Origin of the sequence: Pseudalgibacter alginicilyticus (assembly GCF_001310225.1) — a bacterium.
In the GTDB taxonomy this organism is placed as follows: domain Bacteria; phylum Bacteroidota; class Bacteroidia; order Flavobacteriales; family Flavobacteriaceae; genus Pseudalgibacter; species Pseudalgibacter alginicilyticus.
Genome location: NZ_CP012898.1, coordinates 487,285 through 511,054 on the forward strand (window position 1 = coordinate 487,285; position 23,770 = coordinate 511,054).

Annotated in this window: 17 protein-coding genes; all 17 read right to left on the minus strand. The window is 31.1% G+C overall.

The annotated features are described in order from the left end of the window. Positions 1 to 30 precede the first annotated feature (30 nt). A complete protein-coding gene (gene hisB, locus APS56_RS01935) occupies positions 31 to 1,167 on the minus strand; it encodes a bifunctional histidinol-phosphatase/imidazoleglycerol-phosphate dehydratase HisB (RefSeq protein WP_054724266.1) in 1,137 nt (378 codons plus the stop codon). After that, positions 1,167 to 2,213: a histidinol-phosphate transaminase gene (gene hisC / locus APS56_RS01940; RefSeq protein ID WP_054724268.1), complete on the minus strand. Its 1,047-nt coding sequence runs from the start codon at positions 2,211 to 2,213 to the stop codon at positions 1,167 to 1,169. The genes hisB and hisC overlap by 1 nt, the downstream gene beginning before the upstream one ends. A 41-nt stretch (positions 2,214 to 2,254) precedes the next feature. Then, complete coding sequence (hisD, locus tag APS56_RS01945; RefSeq protein ID WP_054724270.1) at positions 2,255 to 3,538, minus strand: histidinol dehydrogenase; 1,284 nt, start codon at positions 3,536 to 3,538, stop codon at positions 2,255 to 2,257. Between the two features lie 40 nt (positions 3,539 to 3,578). Continuing rightward, entirely contained in the window at positions 3,579 to 4,436 is an 858-nt protein-coding gene (gene hisG, locus APS56_RS01950; protein ID WP_054724272.1) for an ATP phosphoribosyltransferase, read from the minus strand. Between the two features lie 251 nt (positions 4,437 to 4,687). Then, positions 4,688 to 5,503: a prohibitin family protein gene (locus APS56_RS01955; protein ID WP_054724275.1), complete on the minus strand. Its 816-nt coding sequence runs from the start codon at positions 5,501 to 5,503 to the stop codon at positions 4,688 to 4,690. A 183-nt stretch (positions 5,504 to 5,686) separates the two neighbouring features. After that, positions 5,687 to 7,174: a calcineurin-like phosphoesterase C-terminal domain-containing protein gene (locus APS56_RS01960; RefSeq protein WP_054724278.1), complete on the minus strand. Its 1,488-nt coding sequence runs from the start codon at positions 7,172 to 7,174 to the stop codon at positions 5,687 to 5,689. 82 nt (positions 7,175 to 7,256) lie between these two features. Beyond that, complete coding sequence (locus APS56_RS01965; RefSeq protein ID WP_054724280.1) at positions 7,257 to 8,717, minus strand: SGBP N-terminal domain-containing protein; 1,461 nt, start codon at positions 8,715 to 8,717, stop codon at positions 7,257 to 7,259. A gap of 31 nt (positions 8,718 to 8,748) precedes the next feature. Continuing rightward, the gene (locus APS56_RS01970; protein WP_082379221.1) at positions 8,749 to 11,538 is read right to left on the minus strand and encodes a M16 family metallopeptidase; all 2,790 of its coding nucleotides are present in this window, start codon (positions 11,536 to 11,538) and stop codon (positions 8,749 to 8,751) included. Positions 11,539 to 11,541: 3 nt separating this feature from the next. Beyond that, on the minus strand, positions 11,542 to 12,003 hold the full coding sequence (locus tag APS56_RS01975) for a hypothetical protein (RefSeq protein ID WP_054724285.1): 462 nt from the start codon (positions 12,001 to 12,003) through the stop codon (positions 11,542 to 11,544). Between the two features lie 38 nt (positions 12,004 to 12,041). After that, positions 12,042 to 13,451, minus strand: coding sequence for a RagB/SusD family nutrient uptake outer membrane protein (locus tag APS56_RS01980; RefSeq protein ID WP_054724287.1), 1,410 nt, complete (start codon positions 13,449 to 13,451; stop codon positions 12,042 to 12,044). Positions 13,452 to 13,461: 10 nt separating this feature from the next. Further along, positions 13,462 to 16,830: a SusC/RagA family TonB-linked outer membrane protein gene (locus tag APS56_RS01985; protein WP_236778449.1), complete on the minus strand. Its 3,369-nt coding sequence runs from the start codon at positions 16,828 to 16,830 to the stop codon at positions 13,462 to 13,464. 33 nt (positions 16,831 to 16,863) lie between these two features. After that, positions 16,864 to 17,982, minus strand: coding sequence for a FecR family protein (locus APS56_RS01990; RefSeq protein ID WP_054724289.1), 1,119 nt, complete (start codon positions 17,980 to 17,982; stop codon positions 16,864 to 16,866). 123 nt (positions 17,983 to 18,105) lie between these two features. After that, positions 18,106 to 18,636, minus strand: coding sequence for an RNA polymerase sigma factor (locus APS56_RS01995; RefSeq protein WP_054724291.1), 531 nt, complete (start codon positions 18,634 to 18,636; stop codon positions 18,106 to 18,108). A gap of 186 nt (positions 18,637 to 18,822) precedes the next feature. Then, positions 18,823 to 20,859: a hypothetical protein gene (locus APS56_RS02000; protein ID WP_054724293.1), complete on the minus strand. Its 2,037-nt coding sequence runs from the start codon at positions 20,857 to 20,859 to the stop codon at positions 18,823 to 18,825. 72 nt (positions 20,860 to 20,931) lie between these two features. Next, on the minus strand, positions 20,932 to 21,678 hold the full coding sequence (fabG, locus tag APS56_RS02005) for a 3-oxoacyl-[acyl-carrier-protein] reductase (protein WP_054724295.1): 747 nt from the start codon (positions 21,676 to 21,678) through the stop codon (positions 20,932 to 20,934). Between the two features lie 119 nt (positions 21,679 to 21,797). Beyond that, on the minus strand, positions 21,798 to 22,670 hold the full coding sequence (gene sucD / locus APS56_RS02010; RefSeq protein WP_054724297.1) for a succinate--CoA ligase subunit alpha: 873 nt from the start codon (positions 22,668 to 22,670) through the stop codon (positions 21,798 to 21,800). A 73-nt stretch (positions 22,671 to 22,743) separates the two neighbouring features. Next, complete coding sequence (locus APS56_RS02015) at positions 22,744 to 23,682, minus strand: UDP-3-O-(3-hydroxymyristoyl)glucosamine N-acyltransferase (protein WP_054724299.1); 939 nt, start codon at positions 23,680 to 23,682, stop codon at positions 22,744 to 22,746. Positions 23,683 to 23,770: the final 88 nt, after the last annotated feature.

Consider the following 23,770-nt stretch of genomic DNA (forward strand, 5'->3'; position numbering starts at 1 on the left):
TAATAAACAGCTAAAGGCTAATAGCCTTTTTTACAACATTCCTTTTGTTGATGGTAAAAACATTTTGTTGGCATCTCGTTTCACTGCCATTTTCATAGCTTTTGCAAATGCCTTAAAAATACCTTCTATTTTATGATGCTCATTAACGCCTTCTGCTTTTATATTTAAATTACACTTAGCTCCATCGGTAAAGGATTTAAATAAGTGGTAAAACATTTCAGTTGGCATATCACCAATTTTTTCACGTTTAAATTCAGCGTCCCATTCCAGCCAATTTCTGCCTCCAAAATCAACGGCAACTTGTGCTAAACAATCATCCATTGGTAAACAAAATCCATAGCGTTCTATGCCTAATTTACTGCCTAATGCTTTATTGAAAAGTTCTCCTAAAGCTATCATGGTATCTTCAATGGTGTGATGTTCGTCAACTTCTAAATCACCATTCACTTTTACAGTTAAATCCATAGCACCATGACGCCCAATCTGGTCAAGCATATGGTCGAAAAACGACAAGCCTGTATCAATATCATTTTTGCCCGAACCATCTAAATTTAATTTTATATAAATCTGGGTTTCATTAGTATTACGGGTGATTTCTTCAACTCTATTTTCAAGTTTTAAAAACTCATAAATTTCTGCCCAATCCGTGCTTGTTAGTACAATACTATTTATAATTTCTTGCTTAGAACTTTCAATTTCACCAGCTCCTAATTCTGGGTCTTCGGACAAATAAATACCTTTAGCCCCTAAGTTTTTAGCCAATTCCATATCTGTGATTCTATCACCTAACACATAAGAATTTGCTAAATCATAATCTTCAGAAAAATATTTTGTCAACAGACCGGTTCTTGGTTTGCGTGTTTCTGCGTTTTCATGGGGAAACGTTTTATCTATAAATATTTCCTGAAATTCAACACCTTCTTTAGCAAAAGCATTGATGATTTTATTTTGCGCTGGCCAAAACGTATTCTCAGGAAAAGAATCGGTGCCCAAGCCATCTTGGTTAGTAACCATAACCAACTCATAATCCAATTCATTAGCAATTTTAGCCATGTATTGAAAAACTTTAGGGTAGAATTCTAATTTTTCAAGACTATCCAATTGGTAATCAACAGGCGGCTCTAAAACCAAAGTGCCGTCTCTATCTATAAATAATACTTTTTTCATTATATAGATTTTAAGGTATCTATTAATATTTTATTTTCATCTGCGGTCCCAACTGTTAAACGTAATGTGTTTTCACATCCAGCTTGTGTGGTCCTATTTCTGATTACAATACCTTTTTCAATAAGTTGATTGTAACGCTTTGTAGCATCATCAACTTTAACCAAAACAAAATTAGCATCTGTAGGGTATATTTCTGAAATAAAATCAATGGTTTTTAATTTTGAAATTAAAAGTGTTCGCTGTTCGATAATTGACTTGATTTCATTGGCTACTTCCTCTTCTTTTTCAAGTCTTTCAATTGCTTTAAGTTGCGTTAGTTCATTTACATTATAAGGCGGCTTTATTCTATTTAAAACAGAAATAATTTCTTCAGAAGCATAACAAATTCCAAGTCTTATTCCAGCCATACCATAGGCTTTTGATAAGGTTTGCGTAATTATCAGGTTAGGAAATTCATTCAAGCGTTCCAACCAACTTTTTTCATTTGAAAAATCAATATAAGCTTCGTCAATAACCACCAAACCATTAAAACTGTTCAATAATTTTTCAACATCAGAAGCCTTAAAACTATTCCCTGATGGATTGTTGGGTGAGCATAAAAACAAGATTTTACTATTTGGTTTTACGGCTTCTAAAACACTTTCAACTTTTGGTTCGAAGTTATCTGATAGATTCACTTTAATAATGTCGATAGCATTGATATTTGCCAACACCTCATACATGCCGTAAGTAGGCGGAAGCGTTATGATATTATCTTGGTTAGGCTCGCAAAATGCTCTAAATATTAAATCTAAAACCTCGTCACTCCCATTTCCTAAAAGGATATTTTTAGTAGAAACCCCTTTGATTTTAGAGAGTAACATTTTTACTTTATTTTGTTGTGGATCTGGATATCTGTTAACGCCATTTTGAAACGGATTTTCATTGGCGTCCAAAAAAACCATATTGCCTGTTACGCCCTGAAATTCATCTCTTGCTGAAGAATACGGTTTTAATGCCTTTATATTTGAGCGAAGCAGATTGCTTATATTGAAATTTTGTTTCATTTTTAAAAGGACTTCGACACGCTCAGTCCAACATTTAATTTTTAATTAATATCTTTTAGTCTAATAGAAACGGCATTTTTATGAGCTTGTAAACCTTCAGCTTCTGCCATTAATTCTATGGATTTACCAATGTTTTTTAAACCTTCTTTAGTTATTTTTTGAAAGGTCATGCTTTTCATAAAACTATCTAAGTTTACACCAGAATAGGCTTTTGAAAACCCATTGGTTGGCAGGGTATGATTGGTACCTGAAGCATAATCGCCTGCACTTTCGGGCGTGTAATTACCAATAAATACAGAACCTGCATTACAAATACCATTCACATAAAAATCTTCGTTTTTACAGCAAATAATAAAATGCTCTGGGGCATATTCATTAATTAAATCAAGTGCTAATGCATCACTTTCAACATAAATTAATTTAGAGTTAGTAATTGCTTTTTCTGCAATGGCTTTACGAGGAAGTACACTTAATTGCCTTTCTATTTCTTCTGAAACAGAATCAATCATGGCTTTTGATGTGGACACTAAAATAACTTGACTATCCGCTCCGTGTTCAGCCTGACTTAACAAATCAGAAGCTATATAGGATGCATTTCCTGTTTCGTCAGCAACGACCAATAACTCACTAGGGCCTGCAGGCATATCTATAGCTACACCGTGTTTAGTTGCAATTTGTTTAGCAACCGTAACAAATTGATTTCCTGGTCCGAAAATTTTATAAACTTGGGGAATTGTTTTTGTTCCAAAGGTTAAACCAGCAATGGCTTGAATACCTCCAACTTTTATAATTTTAGTAACACCACATAATTTTGCAGCAAACAAAATTTCTGGGGCTAATTGACCCGCTTTATTTGGTGGAGAACACAAAACAATTTCTTTACAACCAGCAATTTGGGCAGGAACGGCCAACATTAAAACGGTTGAAAATAAAGGGGCTGTACCCCCTGGAATATATAATCCTACTTTCTCAATTGGACGTTTTTCTTGCCAACAGGATACCCCTGTTGTCGTTTCTATCTCTACTCTATCTGTTTTTTGTGCGTTATGAAATACTTCAATGTTTTGTTTTGCAAGTTTAATAGCCTCTTGAAGTGTTTCTGAAACATTCAAATTAGCATTGTCTATTTCACTTAAATTTACCACATTGTTTTTTAATTCAACACCGTCAAAACGTTGCGTATAACTTGCAATTGCTTTATCTCCTTCTTTTTCAACATCACTAAAAACCTGATTAACGATAGTTTCAATATCGTTTACCGTTTGAGTGGGTCTTTTTAATAATGCTGACCACTCATTTTTATTAGGGTTATTTATTATTTGCATTTTAAATCTGTTTAGTAAGATTCTTCGCTTTGGCTGACAATTAGAGTACCATTTTTTCGATTGGGCATACTAAAATACCTTGTGCGCCATTGGCTTTTAATTCGTCAATAACATCCCAAAATTGGTTTTTACTAATAACAGAATGTACCGAACTCCAACCCTCTTGAGCCAATGGTAAAACTGTTGGGCTTTTCATGCCTGGCAAAACATTAATAATGTTTTCAATTTTATCATTTGGGGCATTTAATAATATATATCTTGACTCTCTACCTTTTAAAACCGATTGAATTCTAAATTGAATTTTATCTAAAATAGCTTGTTTTTCTTCACTTAATACAGGAGAAACAGCTAAAACAGCTTCAGATTTTAAAATGGTTTCAACTTCTTTTAGGTTGTTTTTAAAAAGGGTACTTCCACTGGAAACAATGTCAACTATAGCATCTGCAAGCCCTATATTTGGCGCTATTTCAACAGACCCATTAATAATATGTAGATTTGCATTTACACCGTTTTTGTCTAAAAATTCCTGAACGGTATTAGGATATGAAGTGGCTATGCGTTTACCTTCTAAATCTTGTATTTTAGAATATTTGGCAGATTTTGGTATTGCAATACAAACTCTACAAGTTGAAAAACCTAATTTTTCAACAACCGAAATACCGTTGCCTTTTTCAATTAAAACATTTTCGCCAATAATAGCAGCGTCTACAACGCCATCTTTTAAATATTGAGGAATATCACCGTTTCTTAAATAAAAAACTTCAACAGGAAACCCTTTAGCAGAGGCTTTCAATTGGTCTTTGCCATTATCAATATAGATACCAATGTCTTTTAAAATAGCCATGGAATCTTCATTTAAACGTCCTGATTTTTGTACTGCAATTCTTAATTTACTCATTATGTTGTTTTTATGAGTTTGAAACAATCTTATTGGATTTAAAAAATAAAAACCCGCTTGATTGTCTCAAACGGGTTTAAATATATGTTGATTTTATTCAATACATTTTCACTTCGCTTGAGCGCAGATTTGAAAATGATGATGATGTTTTTGAATAAAAGTCATTTCTTTTTTTAATCAATGCAAATATCTGTAATTTAACTTTAAAATTCCAAACAAATTGTGTAAAATTTATATAAAAAAGGAATAAATTATTGATTTCCTAAAATAATGGGCATTCCACTATCGCCTGAGCCAATAACAATAACTTTACTATTTGGTGATTCTGCTAATTTAATAGTAGCCTCAATACCTTTATCTTGTAATATCATATTATTTAATGATGCACTCAAAATTCTATTCGCATCAGCCTTACCTTGAGCTTCAATAATTTGTTTTTGTGCTTCTTTATCTGCTGTAATCAGTCTAAATTCATATTCTAAAGATTCTTGTTCTTGCTTTAATTTACGCTCGATAGCATCTTTAATGGTGGCAGGTAAAGTAACATCTCGAACCAATACTTCATTTAATTGAATGTACTGATCTTCAACAATTTTTTTTGTTTCTTCAAAAATTTCTTGCTGAATAGCATCTCGTTTACTTGAATATAATTGTTCTGGAGTATATCGTCCTACTACACTTCTAGCGGCAGATCGAATTGCAGGCAACAAAACACGTTCTTTATACATCTCACTTTTTTCTTGATGTAATTTTCCTATATTTTTAAAATCAGGTTGAAACCAAACAGAGGCTTCTAATTTAATATCCAATCCGTTTGATGAAAGCACATTCATTTTTTCAGTTATTTCTTGTTGACGCACTTCATAAACAAATACTTTGTTCCATGGTGCTACAATGTGAAACCCTTCACCTAAGGCAGGTTCATCAATAACAACACCTTCTCCAAAGGTTTTAAATAACACGCCAGCTTCACCTGAATTAATAGTTACAGCTGATTTTGATAGTACAATAATAAGTATCACCGCAACGATGATAAAAGGGAATGCTACTTTTGGTAATTTTTCCATAATTGAATTTATATTTTATATGCGAATATACGCTATTTTGACATTTTTTTCAATTTGAAAATCATAATAAACTCAGAAAAAATCTATTTAACATTTGAGTATTTCGTGTTTTTAATTTATAAACGTAATTATAGTTAACACGTACTCATATTACGGTATTAAAGTCAGGTATTTTTTAAAATTCTATGGTTTTAAAATCCATAAGGATTGTTTGATATCTAATAATTTGGGATCTTGAATTAAAACTTCAATTTTATGATACCCTTTTTCTAAATTATTTGGAAAAACACCTTTCCAAATATGGCGTGATTTTGTTCTTAAATAAGGTGATTTTTTACTGTTTTTGTCTGGACTTTTTTCTTCTTTTTGTGAGCGCTTAATATAATTTACGAAAGGATCTGTTATACGTTCTTTTTTTAAATAAATTATATCCTGATTGGATAGTTTTATAGACACTTTAGTACTATCAGAACCCGAAAACACATTTACATAAAACTCATTAGTTTTTGATAACGGCGACAAAGGCTCACCATTATAATCTCCTAACCAGACACTAAATTGTTTAGAATTAGGTAAATCTATGCCTTTGTAATTTATGCTGTAATTGTTGTTGTTAAAATCTATTTCAAAATAGCCTTTTGGAGTTCCACAGCTCATTAGAGACAAAGGAATGCCTTCCCAGTTTTTTTGACCTGTCCACCAATTTCCACAAACAGCCCCTGCAGTTAATTCATGAATTATATTTCCTGAAGGCATTTTAATATTATTACGGAATGCAGTATGTGTGTGTCCAGTTAAAAATAAAACGTTTTTAAAAGGGTTTAAAATATTTATAATATCCTGTTTGTTTTTCATACTAACAAACGGAATGTGTTGGCTTATTACGATGGGCTGATTTGGGTCTACTGTTTTTAGCAATTGAGATAAAAACGTTATTTGATTGTCTTGGTACATACCTTTATAGCCATATTTTCCTTCAGGTGTTATACTATTTAAAGAAACGAATAGCACATTATTACGAAAAAAAGCATAGGTGTCTGGTCCAAAATTATCTCTAAAAAGATTGGATTGATTTTTTTTATCTGTATTAAAATTTCTATCGTGATTTCCATATACAACCCATGATGGTTGTTTTATATCATCAACTAATTTTTTTAATGGTAAAAATAACTCTGGAGTATCATTTACTAAATCTCCTAAATAAATACTGAATTCGAAATCATTTCTATTTAGTAATTCTTTTAAAATAGATTGTGTTGCTTGAAGTAATTCATTAGTATCTCCTACTTGAATATCGCCTATAGCTAAAAACTTAAAAGCTTTTTTTTCCTGTATTTCTTGTAGTTCAAAATCTATTTCAATTTTGGTATTGCTATCAAAATCACTTGGGATGTTATACCACCATTTTTTTGTATTGCTATGACCATAACCTGAAGGAAGTATAGGAAAAAGAACTTGCCCCTTTTTTACGGGGATTTTAAAAAAACCTTTTTTGTCTGTTTTTACAAGAGTATCACCATTAGAAACCCATATGTTTTTTAATTTTTTATTGGTTGTTTTATTTTTGTTAGAAACAGTTCCTTGAAGCCAAACATCTAAGGTTTGAGCATTTGAAAAAAAACTAATTCCCAAACAGCAATAAAAAACGATAATTTTAAAAGTAGTTGTCATTTTCTCTTAGTTTATAAAAGTAAATAAGCGGAGATAAAAACCCCCGCTTATTTATAAAATAATATATGATAATTATTTCTTCTTAATTTTCAGGAGAATCAAATTTATATAAATTTAAGATATCATTAGCTATATATGAAGCATAAGACAATCCGTTTGGTGCTACTTCTATTTTTAAATCGCTAGCATCTGCATCAGCAAATACCACTGGAGTTCCCCAGTTGTTTACATCAGAATCAAATGGTAAGAAAACAGGTGTACCATTATCATTTTGATAAAATAGCATGGCGTTATTGTATTTATCAACTGCAATATCAAAATCTCTTGTGTTTGTTGTTACAATTAAATCACCTAATGTACTCCAAGCAGATGCTGTTGCATCGTATTTTTTAACTCGTAATTGGTAATCTGTATCAGGACCATTGTTTTCAGCATAAGCTACATATACATTACCTTGTTGATCAACATCTAAAGCAATATTATAGTAATAAACAGTGTTTTCTTCACTTTCTTTCATTTTATCTGCAAGTGTAGTCCAAGTTCCGTTATTATATTTAAAAACAGAGATTGCTTGACCTTCACCATAGTCTAAAATAGCAAGGTAAATAACATCACCTATTACTTTTGTTTTCAGCTCTCTAGCAAAACCAGATCTTCCAGCAATTGTTAAATCTGACCATGTGTTAGCTTCAAATGATCTTGCAAAAACATTACGTCTGTTATCATCACCGCTAACATCATTAGTATAAAAACCGTAAATACTATTATCACTCGTAATAGCTACCGTATTAGCTCCTGCTTTAACTTCTGTAAACGGCGTACCCCCAACATAACTCCATGTATCATTTTCGTATGACATGATAGATGCTTGTCTTATTTCTGTATACTCTAAAAAGCTGATAAAAGGTGTTCCGGTTTCACTAAATTTTAAATCAACGCTACTTGCTCTGTAGTCTGAAAAATCTGTAGTACCTGTTCGTGTCCAAGATGTACCATCATAGCTAATCAAGTTCATTTTTTGGTCATCAGATGCATCTCTATCACTAATATAAGCTACATAAGGAATTGAGGTTGTAGGGTTTATTTGTAGCGCCGTTTCTGTTATTGTATCTTCAGAATACGTGCTTAATAAGCTCCAAACTGAACTCGCTAATTTACCAACAGTTACAGTATAAATTTTATTAGTAATACCTTCGGATACTAAATACTCAATAGGTGCAGAAAAGTTATTAGCAGTTGTGCCACTAACTTGCTCAACAGCTCCAATTTTAACAACATCACCTTCTGTAGTTGTAAAACGAGCAATTAAACTTGTTAAATCCGCTCCATCTGGAAGTGATATGGCAATATCGGTTGTTGTAACATCTTCTATAACATAATCACTAAAAAGCGTTGTTGCGTTATCTTCAGCGTAAAAGCCAAAACTTGTCATTTCAACTTCAGAAGGTACTTCTGGTTCTGTTATAGAATCATCATCACTACAACCTACAGCTAATGAAAACATTGCTGTTAGGGCAAATAAAAATTTGATTGTTTTTTTCATAATAATTGTATTTAAATTTAAAGGGTTATAATTAATTTTTTTTAGGATATAATACCGCTTTCGTTAGCGGTGTTTTTATAAAATATTTCTTAGTTATTTTTTTAATGGCTTTTATTGAAACAGCATTCACTAAAGCTTCATAATCTGTAACAAACTGCCAGTTTTTATATTGGTTAAAATAGTAGTCTCTGATACTTTTTGTCCAAAATGAATTCTTTTGTTTGTTGACATTGAAAGTAGTTATCAAATTTGTTTTTACTTTTTGTAAGTCTTCATTAAAATCAATTTCTCCAGAGGCTATTCCTTTCAGTATGGATTTTACTTCAGTTTCTATGATATCTACATCAGACGGTTTACAAACTAAGGCTATGGTTTGCCTACTTAATGGTGTTGGGTGCTTTGTAGCACTTACAGACACTGTAACCCCGTATACAACTCCCATGTCTTCACGTAACCGCTTATTTAATTCTAATTTCAACACAGATTCTAAAATTTGATTTTGTATTTCTAAACTTGAAAAGTTTTTTAATTTGTGGTCCTGCTGATAAATTAATGAAAAAACAGCCTTTGGAGATTCGCCACCGTATTTTATGAAGTCGACAGATTTATTTTTAATAGCTTGTGGCTTATATTTATAAGATGTGTCAAATTCTCCTTTTGGTATGGTTGCGACATACGTTTTAATAAAAGGCAAAACAACCTCTAAGTCTTTATCAGAAATAATAGTTAGCACATAATTATTAGCACTTTTAAAAAAGGTATTATAGATAGGAATAATTGCCTCTTGATTTAAGCCTTTATCTAATTCAGATTTGGTGTTTGGTTGTGTGGTATAGTCTTTACCCCTAATTAAATATTTAAGTTCTTCTTGGAAGTTTTCTTTAGCTGATTTTGGTTTGTCAGAAATATTATCAATAGACACGTCTTTTAGTTGTTTAAAAAGTAGGCTATCCACTTTTGGTTCTGTCGCTTTTAAATAAAACAACTCAAAAAGTGTTTTAATGTCTTTTGTATTTGCACTACCAAAAAAGCCTGAACGGGTTTTATCTATTAAAAACTGAATTTTAGCGCTATTTCCTGCTAAATAATGACTCAGGGCTTCTCTAGAAAAATCACCATAACCACTCATTGAAACAGCAGGAGCACTGTATTGTGCATTTAAATAATTGATACTATCCATAGCGTAAAAGCCTCCTTTTTTAAAACCCGCTAATAAAATATTATCTTGGTTAGTTAAGGATTTTTTATAAATAATTGTAGCTCCATTATTAAGCAATATTTTTTGGGCATCAATTGCAGTTAAGGGTTCTATACGTTTTATAATACCAGGTTTGGGCGTATTTTTTAATAATCTCTCTGGAACGTATAAATCATTTTTATAAGGTTTGACTTTTTGGGTCTTAAATTTTTGAATAGTATGTAACAACTCTTTTTTATTAGGTAGGCTATTAACATGCTCATTATTTGTTGTTAATAAATATTGAAAAGGGCTGTTTTTTTTATTCTCTTTTAAAGCACTTAAGATTTGAATAGAATCTATTTTATAAAAATATTCCTCCATCATTTTGTATTCATCCTCCAGTGAAATAATCATATTTCCATTGAAAAAATCTTGATACATTTGATTAATCATTCCAGCTGCAGAAATAGGTTTGTCTTCTTGCAGTGTTCTATTAAAAGCCGCTAACATTGTTTTGCTTACTTTTTCTATTTCAAGAGGTGTAAATCCATATTGAAATATTTGCTGAAAATGCATATTGAATTCATTAATGCCATCTAATGCTGATTCTGGTTTTAATTCAACTGTTGCTAATAAGGCGCCTTTAGATTTTAAGAAGTTACTAATATTGATACTTGTCTTTTTATATTTGGTATCATTAAAAGATAATTTTGCTAAGCGAGCAGAAATTAATTTATTTAATACACTACGGGTTAAGTAGCCATGGTAACTTGTTTTTGTGTTTACATTTTTATAAACATCCTGTAATTGTATGTAATTTAATTCTGTTTTTTTATTCCAATTGTCACTATAAACAATTAAACTGTCTTTTTTGTAATCAGGAATTTTCCCAACCGAAGTTTTTGGAAATTCTGAAGGTATATTAGCGAATTTTTTGTGTATAATCTCCTCTATTTCTATAGGATTAATATCACCTGTTATAGCTACAGCCATTAAAGAAGGATCATACCATTTATTATAGAAAGCTTTTAATTCTGCTAATTTAAAATGTTTTAAACTCACCGTATCTCCTATGACTGTACGTTCATTATAAATAGAATTATTTAATAATGTATTTAAAAATACTTCTCCACTTTGATTTCTTGGCGATTGTTTTGAAAGCCATTCAGACAATACAACACCACGTTCTTTTTCAACTTCCAGAGAGTCCAGTAGCATCCCATTAACCCAATCAGACATGATAGTTAAAGTAGAATCTATAACCGTAGGATCCTTTGTTGGAATTTTTAATTTATAAATAGTTTCCTCAAATGAAGTATGCGCATTTAAATCATGTCCAAATTTAGACCCTTTGTTTTCTAAAAACTCAATTAACTCATTAGCTTTGAAATGTTTAATACCGTTAAAAGCCATGTGTTCTAAAAAATGAGCTAAACCACGTTGATTTTCTGTCTCTTGTAAAGAACCCACTTTTACAAACAGTCTGAAATGTCCTTGTCCCTCAACTTTATCTGTAGGATAGATATAATAAGTTAAGCCATTTTTAAGCTGTTTTTTTATAAGTATTTCATCTTGTATCAAACTTTGAGAAAAGCTTAATAACGTAATAAAGAAGAAAATAAAGGATGTGATTTTACGCATTAATTAACTATTTACTTTTTGTAATATTAATTCACTTTGATTAGCATCTGGTCCAGGAAAACCAACCGTAATGCCTAAATTATTAGAGTTTAACTTGATGGTTATTGTATTGTTTTTGCTAGGATCTAATACATGTTCTAACCATTGAATTTGAATTGGCCGTCTGTATATACCACTAGGGAAAGTTAGCGGGAACTCTGTAGTTAATATATTAAAGTCGACTCCTTCTTGTAGACCGTCACCTATGATAATAGAGTAATCTAAAAGCATGTCTTTATCCAAAGGCTTTGAGCTTAAATAAATGTAATAAGAAACAATATCTTTTCTATTTGAATTGATATTAACTGTGGATACATCATTAAAATTTATATGAACAAAAGGCTCATCAAAAACATCCATCTCCGTTTTGTTGCAAGACACTAATGTTACGATTATTGCCAATAGTGGTAAAATTATTTTTTTCATGTTTTTAATATTTAAAATGAAAGTAACGATCTGGGTTTTTAGTAATAATCTTCGTTTTGTATCATACCTGTATTAACATCCATTTCTTTTTGAGGAATGGGTAAAACAAATAAACTGTTGGGGTATAAAACCTGCTGTACACTAGAAGTCGTATTTTCGTCACGAATCATATCTTGTTTTGTTCGAGTTAAATCATAAAGCCTATGTCCTTCAAAACTTAATTCTTTTGAACGCTCTTTATCAATCAATATAGCTACAGCTTCTTTTGTGTTTTCTGAAATAGTGATATCAGCTTCTTCTTTTTGATAGTTTCTGGCTTGAAGAGTTTTAATATCTGAAATGGCAGCTTCAATGTTGTTTAAATTATTATTAGCCTCTGCCCTAATCAAATACATTTCAGATGTCCTTAAAACGATGATGTCATAGTATCTTTCAGATATATCAACATTATTTTTTAAAAATTTAATTGTCCCCAAGGTTGTGTTGTCTATTAATTGCAAACGCATGTCGTTTGGTTCTTCATTAAAAAGAGTCATCAATTTATCGCTGGCATAACCATTAGGACTTTGCAAATTATAAAAATCAATAATTGAAGGATTTTTTAACTTACCATTTAATTTAAAAAGAGATTCATCATTATCTTCAATATCTAAAAACATATCTAAATAATCCTGCCCTTCAGAAAGTGGTGTGCTATTAATAGCCAGAGTAGCATAATTTATTGCTTCTGTCCAGTTTTCCATATATAAATAGACACGTGCTAATAAGCCATAAACTGCTTTTTTTGATGCGTAATAACTAGATTCGGTATTGGTTTCGGTGCCAAAAAGTAATTCCGAATCTTTTAAATCTTTAATGACCTGAGTATATACTTCACTTACGGTATTTCTTGCTACGTTATCATCTGAACTAGGTGTTTTTAATAATACTGGAATTCCGATATGACTAGCATCATCTGTATAGTTATATGGTTGAGCATAAACACGCACCAAATCAAAATGTATTAGAGCTCTTAGAAATAACGCATTGGCTTTAATTGTAGTCATTTCTTCTTCGGTTTCAGGATAATCAGCAATAACTGCTGGGGCATATTCAAGTATATTATTTACATTCACTAAAGCCTCAAAAGCATCAGTCCAAATACCACCTACGGCTGTAATTTCTTCATCGGGATTGGAAATATAATTATATTGTGATATCATGGAGTTTTCACCAACGGTATTTACCTGCAGCATATCGGCAGCAACATCTGGATACAATACAAATTCTTCTCCATAATACGTGTAAACAGTACTATATGCACCAGGTAAAGCGGCTCTGAAACCTTCAATATCAGAAAAGAAAACAGGAATTGTAGATCTTCCAATAGGATCAACTTCTAAAAAACTATCGCAGTTATTAAGTAAAATAAAACTGAATATAGCAAGGTATGTTTTTATATATTTCATGTTTTTTTATTTAAAATGTTATGTTTAAACCCAAAGAAATTTCAGTTTCTAACGGGTAACCTCCTATGTTGTTTTTATATGAATTTCTGTTAGATTTATCATATGGTGTCCATACTAATAAGTTATTACCAATTAAGGATAGGCCTAAGGATTGTATTCCTATTGATTCGGTAACACTATTATCAAGCATGTAGCTTAATGAGGCATTTTGAATTTTTATATTTGTTTTATTATATAAAAAACGAGTTGAATTCCTTACCGAGCTTGTACTAACCCCCCAAATAGATATTGGGGCTAACGCTAAATCGCCTTCATTTTGCCAACGGTCTAGTTGATTTACTGATTGGTTTTCATCAATAATATTTAACCCATCAGAATTTACACTTCTAGCAAAAGAACTAAAGCTGTACCCTCCAATGGTATATCCTGTTGTTATACTCAAATAAAATTTGTTTTTAAAAGAAAACGTATTGGTCATACTTCCAAAAACATCAGGAACAGAAGATTTTTCTGCCACGCGATTATCTAAACTATATTCTTTGGTTATATTACCTTCTGTATCATACCACATTGGGTATCCATCACGTGGATCAACACCAGCCCATCTAACTAAATAATACGTATTTGTACTCCCTCCAACTTCTAATCGAAAATTCCCTAAGTTTTTAGGAACATCATTATATAATTCTAATAGTTTATTTTGATTATGGGATGCTAACAAACGCGTATTCCAACTAAAGTTTTTAGTTCTAATATTTTTAGACTCAATAGTAACTTCAATACCTTTATTTTCAATTTCACCAACATTTCTAACAACTGTAGTAGCCCCTGTTGTTCTAGAAGCATCCAAATCACTAATTAAATTTGTAGTTTTATTTCGATATACCTCAGTTAAGATATCTAATCGGTTATTTAATAAAGCAACTCGAAGCCCAATATTTGTCATATACGTGGTTTCCCAACTTAAATCTGGATTAGCTCCTACTGATAGCCCAGCTCCTAAAGCGTCACCGTACTGATAAGAATCGCTTATTGCATAAATGCCATCTGGGTTTTGACTTCCAAATCTGGAGTTTCCATTTGTCCCGTAACTACCTTTAACACTTAAAATATTTATTAAACTGCTATTAAAAAAATCTTCTTTATGAATATTCCATGAGGCTCCTATTGATAAAAAACTGGCACGTTGCACATTTTTACCAAAATTAGAATTTCCATCATTTCGTCCATTTAAATTTAAATTATAACGCCCATCATAATTGTACGTTAGCTGTCCTAAATAGGACGCTTTAGTTGTTTCGCTTTCACTACTTGTTCCATCAGAAAAAGAAGCCAAACTTACAATTCTAATATGGTCATTGGCAAAACCGTAACCCCAAGAGCTCGTAGAGTTATAGGTGTTAGCCCCTAACTCTATACCTGCAACACCTGATAATTGATGTAAACCAAATTGTTTATTAAAGTTTAACCTATGAATGGTATTCCAGTTTAAAAAATTTGCATTAGCAGCATTGGCATAGCCATCATTAGTACCAGTTAAGTCGTTACCTGACCAGTTATACATAGAATTATAGCGTTTTTCATTATAATTATTATAATCTACACCAAATTGTGAACTGAATGTAAAGGCATTATTAATAACGTAATTTAACTGTATAGCTCCTTTAAATGAAAATGCTTTTTGCCCATTATCATTTTGTTCACGTTCTGCAAGGCTATTAAAAAATCGTTTCTCTACCCATCTAGGGGATCCATCAGTATTATTTCCTTCTATAATTTTATAATACTGTCTAAAAGACCCATCTGCATTATAAGGTGATATAATAGGAAATGCAGCATAGTAGTCGTCGTTAGGAGTAAAAATTGTATTGGTATTGTATGAACCTAGTAAATTCAAGTCTAAATTTAATCTATCCGTTATGTTAATATTATTGTTAGAATTTATAGACATTCTTTGTTGAGTGTTCCCAACTAAAGCCATTTTATTTTGGTAATAAGAACCCGAGATACGATGGGTTGATTTTTCAGAACCACCAGAAGCCGACAAATTTATTTGAGAAGTTGTTCCTATATCAAAATATACATCATACCAATCAGTATCTGTTGTAGAATAGCTATTCATGTCATTATCAGTAAATGGAAAATAAGCCAAGTCATTTCCTGCATTTAAAAATGCCTCTTTTGCTAAAGTTAAATATTCATCAGCATTAAGTGTTTTGAATCTGGTATCCTTATTAATAAAAGAAACACCTGATCGTAAAGAAAGATTTAGTTCTGGTTTATTGGCTTTACCTTTTTTTGTAGTAATTAAAATAACACCATTGGCGCCGTCTGCCCCATAAATAGTGGTTGCAGAAGCATCCTTTAAAACAGTGATAGATTCAATGTCTTCAGGATTTATAAAAGATAAAGGACTAACACTTGTTTGAACCCCTAAAATCTGATTTGTATTATTCCCTGTAGTAATAGGAATTCCATCAACAATCCACAAAGGTTCATTTGAAGCTGTTAATGAAGCTTCTCCTCGAATGGTTACAGAATGTCTGGGTCTAGCACTTGATGCGTCATTACTTTGTGGGTTTACTTCTAAACCAGGAATAATACCTTCTAAAAGTTTGTCTACACGCTGTTGCGGTAAATTAACAATATCTTCTGATTTAATTTGGTAAGCACTAGATACTAAGTTTGATTTTTTTTGAACTGTACCATAATTACTTGTTACAATTACTTCATCTAAGGCTTCAAAATCTTCTTTTAAAATAATGGTCTTTTTTTCAGAAGTTGTAACAACAATTTCTTGGCTCAAAAAACCCATGCTCTCAATCTTTAAAATACCACCTGATGGAATCCCATCAAGACTAAAATTTCCGTCAAAATCTGTAACAGCCCATTTGTTATGATTGTCTTTTAACAAGATGGTTACACCGCTTATAGGTTCACCTGATATATCCGTTACGACTCCTGAAATATTAAACAGTTTTTGCAAAAATTGGCTAAAAATATTTTTAGTTTTTTGTGCTTCTTTTTTATATAATACCACTTGCTTATTTATTACTTTATACGCTATATTGGTATTATCTAATATTAAGTTTAACACTTCTTCAATATCTTTATCTACAACCTCAAAACTTATTTTTTTGTTTAAATCGGCTTCATCCAATCCAGATTGAGCAAAAACATAATCAGATGTAGTTTCTATTTTTGCTATAATTTCTTTTATAGTTTCTTTTTGAACGTGTAGAGTTATATTACCAATTTGTGACGCTGTAGTAGCTTGAATTGTTGTAAATAGTGTAAGTAACTGAAAAGACAGAAGCGCAATGAATTTGCTGTTTAGCAGAAAATTGTTTTTGTTTATTAATTGTTTGTTTTTCATCATTAATTATTTCTGAGTGACATTAATTTGGTATAACTAGATGGTACTGTTTTCTATTTTAAAATGACTATTTGACAGTATTGACAATGTTTCCAATACATCTTCAATGTTTGTGGATAAATAAATTTTACCTGTACAGGTTTTTCCTGTCAGTTCCTTTTCTGAATCTAAAAATGCGACGTTGTAATATCTTGATAGTTCCAATAGAATAGTTTCAATTGGTGTATCGTCTAATAATAGATACCCGTTTTTCCACGAAGTGTGCATTTCGGTATTTACTTTCTTTTTAATGAGTTTAGAAGTAGTGATTTCTAAAGATTCATTTGGTAGCATTCTTGCTTCCATATTATCTTGTGTAGTAACTCCAACAGAACCTTCAACCAAAACCACACGTTGCTCTAAAGTGTTTTTGTAAGCTTTTACATCAAAAGTAGTCCCGTAAACATTGACATTGAATTTTGAAGTTTCAACCATAAATGGTTTTGTATTATCTTTAGTTACCTCAATAAAGATTTCACCTTCTAAATAAATGGTCCTATTATTTTCGTTAAACTGGGAAGGGAATTTTACTGTTGACCCAGAATTTATCCATAATTTAGAACCGTCAGATAATATTAATTCTGAACGTTTTCCAAAAGGCACCTTTAAAGTGTTAAAAATAGGACTGTCACTTATTTGTATATTTTCACCTTTAGAATTTGTGATAGTTGATTTCTTGATAGTCAAAATTTCATTATTAGGTAATGAAAAAGTTTGATTATCAGTTATTAATTGTATTGAAGATTCTGTAAGCGATTTTTCAACAATTATTTCAGGAACCTCTGATAGTTTACGTATAGTTGAAATAGCTATGGCCATAATAATTATTACGGTAGCCGCCGCAGCAAAATAATAATAGCGCTTTCTTTTTCTCCTAACTATAGCGTGGTTTTGTGTTTTTTCAAAAATTCTATTATATAATATTTTACGTTCACTATCTTGAAGGCTTACTGTTTCAAATTTAATTTTTTCAAATGCTTTTTTAGCATTTTCAAACTGAAGCTGGTCTTCAGGTTTCTGTTTAAGATAAGAATCCCAATATTTTATAGATTCTGAATCTTTAGCAAGCATATAGAAAATAAAATAATCATTCTCCAAAAAGTCTTTTACTGTCATTGTAAATATTAAATATTTTTAGTTTTTAAGAATAAATAAGTAGATTCTATATATACAATACTGTTTGGTACCGCATATATCATCTATTCAAATGTTAATATTATGTTAAAATAAAAATGAAGACTATTTAGTATGATGACTAAGAAACAAATAAAAATTACCAGCATTATTGCTACGCAAGTGTTTTAGGGCCTTAAGAATTAAATTTCTACATGCTGGCACTGTTATTTGTAAAATTTCTGCTATTTGTTTGTACTCGTAGTCTTGTGTGTAACGCAAATAAATTATTTCTCGCTGTCTAGGGGATAAACTTTTTAATACAGCTTCTATTTTGTTTTTTAAATGGATTTTGGCTTCTTTTTCCAAAATTAAATCTTCTACATTAATATCTAATTCAAAAGGAATTTGTTCGTTATCTATATCAATAGGCAGAAGCTTTTTACGTCTTTTATATTCATCAATAATTTCGTTCCTAACGCTTTTTAATAAGTAAGGTTTTATGTTATTTCGATAATTTAAGTCTTTATTGAGTATAAGTTTTTGAAAAACATTATGAATAGCATCCATAACCAAATCAGAATTAAAATTTAGATGCAATCCATAGGAATATAAATCATCAACATATTTTTTATATATGATTTCTATCTCCTCCATATTCAATCAAATCCCTTTCATACTTAGTAGTAAAACTGTTTGCAAAAAGCAAAGCTACTAAATAACCAGTCTAATTCTGATAAAACTAATATTTATCATCAAATTAGCATTTATACCCACCTTTTACTGTATTATATAAAATATAATTAATAGTGATTATTAAATTATTAATATAAAAAATCCGAATTATGTCAGTCCGTTGAATTTTCTTAAGAACCATTCTATCGACAAACTTAGAGCAATTAAAAACAATAGATAGTTCCAATCAATCAACGGGATGGAATTTTTATGACTTTTTTGAATAGGTTTGTATCGAACGTCAGCTAACAAATGGGTTGCTAAGCTTTCAGTATTAGCAATAAAAAAAGATGTTGCACCTTGGTTAGTTGCCAATTGTTGAAGTTTTGTAACATGCGCATTTAAGAATTGTTGCTCCACATCATACTCTAAAATTTGAAAAGTTCCAGATTTTGAAATATTTCCATAATCTGCTTTCACTGTGAAACTATATTGAGAAGCTGGCAAATTACTCAAATCGACTTGATACGTATTATTGTTTTTGAATACAAAAGAAAAGGATTTTTCTTCATTAGAAATAAGATCTTTTATTTTTATTGTTAAGTTTTCTCTTGTGTCAAACTCGTAGTTTTTATCAAATACTTGCGCATTAATAACTACATTTTGATTTCCATCATAAAACGATTCAAAATCTACATTTAACCTACTACGTTGTTTATTTGAAGCTAAATATTGAATGAGTTTGCTTATAAAATTATCAAACTCGTTAAACGATTCATTGTTTAAAAAACTTTGAGCTCGCCACTTCCAAATATTTTCACCTAATAGTACTCCTTCTTTTCTCCCTTGAATTTCAAAAGTTGCTAATAACGGACTTTCGGTAGTTACATTATTTATTTTTTTGTTTAATAGAGTTTCAAAAGACGATGCAAATGTTACTGAACCGTAATTTGATTTTAAAGGTGGAAATGATTCAAAATTCAACTCATCAATAGTAAAAGGTTTGTAGTTAAAATTTTGTTTACCTTGAAAATCCTCAGTCTGGTTGGTTATTTCATACTGGTAGTTTTCAGATATTGTATTTAGAAAATTCAAGTCTGTTTTAGTACCAACTACCATTAATCTGTTCGCATTTAGTTTGTTTAAAAGTTCAATAACATTTTTAAATGTATTATTTGGCTGGTATAGAATAAATAACTGAAAATCATTAACGTGATTAATGACTTCATTTGGCTTTAATAGGGATACAGCCCGTTGCTCATTACTTTCTATACTCTTTTTAAACATCCCTAAATCTGGGTGTAATAAATCACTAACCAAAGCTATATTTGTTTTCTGGTCAATGATTTCAATAGCAAAATTTTTAGTGTTATTTATTGTGTTTTTTTCAGTTACTATAGGTGCTAAAATAGCTTTATATGTAGCTATACCAACTTTGTCAGCAGGTAATACCACATTTATAATCTCAGAATTATCATCTTTAGTAAAACGAACGGTTTTTGAAAATACCTTATTAGCACCGGCATATATGTCAAAATTAGTATGTATTGTTTGGTGCCCATTATAAACTAAAATAGCTTCAACGGGAAATTCGTTTTTTAAATAAGCATACCTATTTACATTAAGTTGTTGGATTTTTAAATCGACATACGTAATGGTATCTCCGGTAATAACTGGGTAAATTGGTTGATCATAAGACTGTGACACGAATTGATAATCATTTCCATACGTTTGATTTCCATCACTTATTAATATAGTTGGAGATATCGTATTCTTATAAATTTGAGCTAATTGAGTAAAAGTATTGTCAATATTGGTTTCAGATTCTGAAAACGTTATTGAATCTGAATTATTTAAGCTTTTGCCGAAAGTATAATAATCAATATTAAACTTATCAGCTAACTCTGAGTTATTTTTTAAGCTTTCGATTAATTCAAGAACCTCTTTATCATATTTTAAATGCTTGATGGAACTTGAATTATCTATAGCTATAACTAAATTAGGTTTTTCTTCAAAAACTATAAGTTGTTCAAACTTTGGATTTATAAGTAATAAGAATACAGAAAAAAACGTAACAAACCTTAAAAAAATAAAAACAGCACTAAGTTTATACCTGATTTTGGATTTAAATTTATACTGAAAAAGCGCTATAAATAGCGCTATTATTCCAGCAAGTATGATATAAATTAGAGTTTCGTAACTCATTAAAATTTAAACCGGTTTAGATAAAATGATATTATTGCTTTAACAATATTGAATAATTAAAGCATATATAAATTAGGTTAACATTCCGCCATCTACATTTAGAGTTTGTCCAGTAATGTAAGCACTCATATCACTAGCTAAAAACACACAAGCATTAGCAACATCTTCAGGAGAACCACCGCGTTTTAATGGAATACCTGCTCGCCATCCTTTTACAACGTCTTCATTTAATTTGGCTGTCATTTCAGTTTCAATAAACCCAGGTGCAATCACGTTGCTTCTAATATTTCTTGAGCCTAATTCTAATGCAACTGATTTTGAAAACCCAATAATACCTGCTTTGGAAGCTGCATAATTGGTTTGTCCCGCATTTCCTTTAACCCCAACAACTGAACTCATATTGATAATGGAGCCTTGGCGCTGTTTTAGCATGGTTTTCTGTACGGCTTTTGTCATATTAAAAACCGATTTTAAATTCACTTCAATAACGGAATCAAAATCTTCCTCAGTAATACGCATTAATAGATTATCCTTGGTTATTCCTGCATTATTTACAAGCACATCAATGCTACCAAATTCTGAAACTACATCCTCTGCTAATTTTTGAGCTTCATCAAAACTAGCTGCATTACTTTTATATCCTTTTGCTTTGATACCTAAAGCTGACAATTCTTTTTCTAACTCATTAGCTGCCTCAACAGAAGCACTATAAGTAAAGGCTACGTTGGCACCTTGTTCTGCAAACACCTGAGCAATCCCTCTTCCAATTCCTCGGCTTGCTCCTGTTATTATGGCAGTTTTTCCTTTTAGTAATTTCATTATATACGTCATTAATTATTATAAACCTTGTTAAAATCAAATATAACAAATACAAATGGCTTCAAATAAAAAAACCTCACTAATTTATGTGAGGTTTTGAATCTATTTAAACCTTTTGTTTATGCCAAAACTTCGGCTATTTTCTTTCCTATTTCAGCAGGAGAATCTACAACGTGTATACCACATTCTCTCATAATTGCTTTTTTTGCTTGAGCGGTATCATCACTACCACCTACAATAGCACCTGCATGTCCCATGGTTCGTCCTGCAGGAGCGGTTTCTCCAGCAATAAAACCTACAACGGGTTTTTTACTACCACTTGTTTTATACCAATGCGCAGCATCTGCTTCTAGTTGACCACCTATTTCACCAATCATCACTACAGCTTCTGTTTCTGGGTCATTAATTAATAACTCAACAGCTTCTTTTGTGGTTGTTCCAATAATAGGATCTCCTCCTATTCCAATTGCCGTAGTAATTCCCAAGCCTTGTTTTACGACTTGATCTGCAGCTTCATAGGTTAATGTTCCTGACTTAGAAACAATACCAACTTTTCCTTTTTTAAATACAAATCCTGGCATGATACCAACTTTGGCTTCCCCAGGCGTAATAACTCCTGGGCAGTTAGGACCAATGAGTCTACAATCTTTATTTTTTATATAAGTTGATGCTGTAATCATATCAGCTACAGGAATACCTTCTGTGATGGTAATAATAACTTTTATACCAGCATCAGCAGCTTCCATAATGGCATCTGCAGCAAATGCAGGTGGTACAAAAATAATAGTAGTATCTGCACCAGCTTCGTTAACAGCTTCTAGAACTGTATTAAAAACAGGTCTATCTAAATGGGTTTGACCTCCTTTTCCTGGAGTAACACCACCAACAACGTTGGTTCCGTACTCTATCATTTGGCTGGCGTGAAACGTACCTTCACTGCCTGTAAAACCTTGTACTATAATTTTTGAATCTTTGTTTACTAAAACACTCATAAGTGATTATTTTTATTTGAATAAAGCTGAGCAAAAATACTTTATTTGAAAATACTTTTGCAGTATTTTTAAGTTATTTTTTTGATTTTATAAATTCTAATATTTGAGGAATTTGTTTTATTGAAGCTAACTCTCTTAATTTTAGACGCACCTCCTCTGCTGGATATCCAAAATATGTTTTACCTCCTTGTAAAGATTTACTTATTCCAGATTGGGCTTGAACCACAGCTTTTCTGCCAATTGTAATACCACTCGTACAACCAACTTGCCCCCAAATAGTAACTTCATCTTCTATAATAACACAACCAGCAATACCAACTTGTGAAGCAATTAAGCATTTTTTACCAACAACTGTATCATGACCAATTTGAACTTGATTATCAATTTTAGTGCCTTCACAGATTCTGGTATCTCCTGTAACTCCTCTATCAATAGTACAAAGAGCACCTAAATCTACATTATCTTCTATAACTACTCGCCCACCTGATTTTAACTGATCAAAACCCTCAGGTCTGTTTTTATAATAAAAAGCACTCCCTCCTAAAATGGTTCCTGCATGTATCGTTACATTATTACCTATAATTGAATCATCATATATGCTTACATTTGAATGAATAACACAATTATTGCCAATAACAACATTATTACCAATAAAACAATTGGGTTGAATGACGGTGTTTTTTCCAATGGTTGCAGAATCAGAAACAGAAACATTTGAAGCTTTAAATGGCTTAAAATGATTCGTTAGTTTGTTAAAATCTCTAAAAGGATCATCACTTATAAGTAATGCCTTGCCTTCGGGGCATTCTACTTTTTTATTAATTAAAACAATGGTAGCAGCAGAATTTAGAGCTTTATCGTAATATTTTGGGTGATCAACAAAAACAATATCTCCTGATTCTACAACATGAATTTCATTCATACCTAAAACTGGAAAATTGTCATCACCAATAAATTGGCAATTAATCAACTTAGCAATTTGCAATAATGTATGAGGAGTTGGAAATTTCATCTCAATGGTTTAGTTAGTTTATGAAGTTAAAAGTTTTTTAGTTTTAAAGTTCCCTTTAAATTTTATCTGGACTTAAAACAAACTTTTA

What these genes read in the sequence shown, in the direction of transcription:
- hisB (WP_054724266.1), bottom strand. Translation starts at nt 1,167, where the DNA reads ATGAAAAAAGTATTATTTATAGATAGAGACGGCACTTTGGTTTTAGAG.
- hisC (WP_054724268.1), bottom strand. Translation starts at nt 2,213, where the DNA reads ATGAAACAAAATTTCAATATAAGCAATCTGCTTCGCTCAAATATAAAG.
- hisD (WP_054724270.1), bottom strand. Translation starts at nt 3,538, where the DNA reads ATGCAAATAATAAATAACCCTAATAAAAATGAGTGGTCAGCATTATTA.
- hisG (WP_054724272.1), bottom strand. Translation starts at nt 4,436, where the DNA reads ATGAGTAAATTAAGAATTGCAGTACAAAAATCAGGACGTTTAAATGAA.
- APS56_RS01955 (WP_054724275.1), bottom strand. Translation starts at nt 5,503, where the DNA reads ATGGAAAAATTACCAAAAGTAGCATTCCCTTTTATCATCGTTGCGGTG.
- APS56_RS01960 (WP_054724278.1), bottom strand. Translation starts at nt 7,174, where the DNA reads ATGACAACTACTTTTAAAATTATCGTTTTTTATTGCTGTTTGGGAATT.
- APS56_RS01965 (WP_054724280.1), bottom strand. Translation starts at nt 8,717, where the DNA reads ATGAAAAAAACAATCAAATTTTTATTTGCCCTAACAGCAATGTTTTCA.
- APS56_RS01970 (WP_082379221.1), bottom strand. Translation starts at nt 11,538, where the DNA reads ATGCGTAAAATCACATCCTTTATTTTCTTCTTTATTACGTTATTAAGC.
- APS56_RS01975 (WP_054724285.1), bottom strand. Translation starts at nt 12,003, where the DNA reads ATGAAAAAAATAATTTTACCACTATTGGCAATAATCGTAACATTAGTG.
- APS56_RS01980 (WP_054724287.1), bottom strand. Translation starts at nt 13,451, where the DNA reads ATGAAATATATAAAAACATACCTTGCTATATTCAGTTTTATTTTACTT.
- APS56_RS01985 (WP_236778449.1), bottom strand. Translation starts at nt 16,830, where the DNA reads ATGATGAAAAACAAACAATTAATAAACAAAAACAATTTTCTGCTAAAC.
- APS56_RS01990 (WP_054724289.1), bottom strand. Translation starts at nt 17,982, where the DNA reads ATGACAGTAAAAGACTTTTTGGAGAATGATTATTTTATTTTCTATATG.
- APS56_RS01995 (WP_054724291.1), bottom strand. Translation starts at nt 18,636, where the DNA reads ATGGAGGAGATAGAAATCATATATAAAAAATATGTTGATGATTTATAT.
- APS56_RS02000 (WP_054724293.1), bottom strand. Translation starts at nt 20,859, where the DNA reads ATGAGTTACGAAACTCTAATTTATATCATACTTGCTGGAATAATAGCG.
- fabG (WP_054724295.1), bottom strand. Translation starts at nt 21,678, where the DNA reads ATGAAATTACTAAAAGGAAAAACTGCCATAATAACAGGAGCAAGCCGA.
- sucD (WP_054724297.1), bottom strand. Translation starts at nt 22,670, where the DNA reads ATGAGTGTTTTAGTAAACAAAGATTCAAAAATTATAGTACAAGGTTTT.
- APS56_RS02015 (WP_054724299.1), bottom strand. Translation starts at nt 23,682, where the DNA reads ATGAAATTTCCAACTCCTCATACATTATTGCAAATTGCTAAGTTGATT.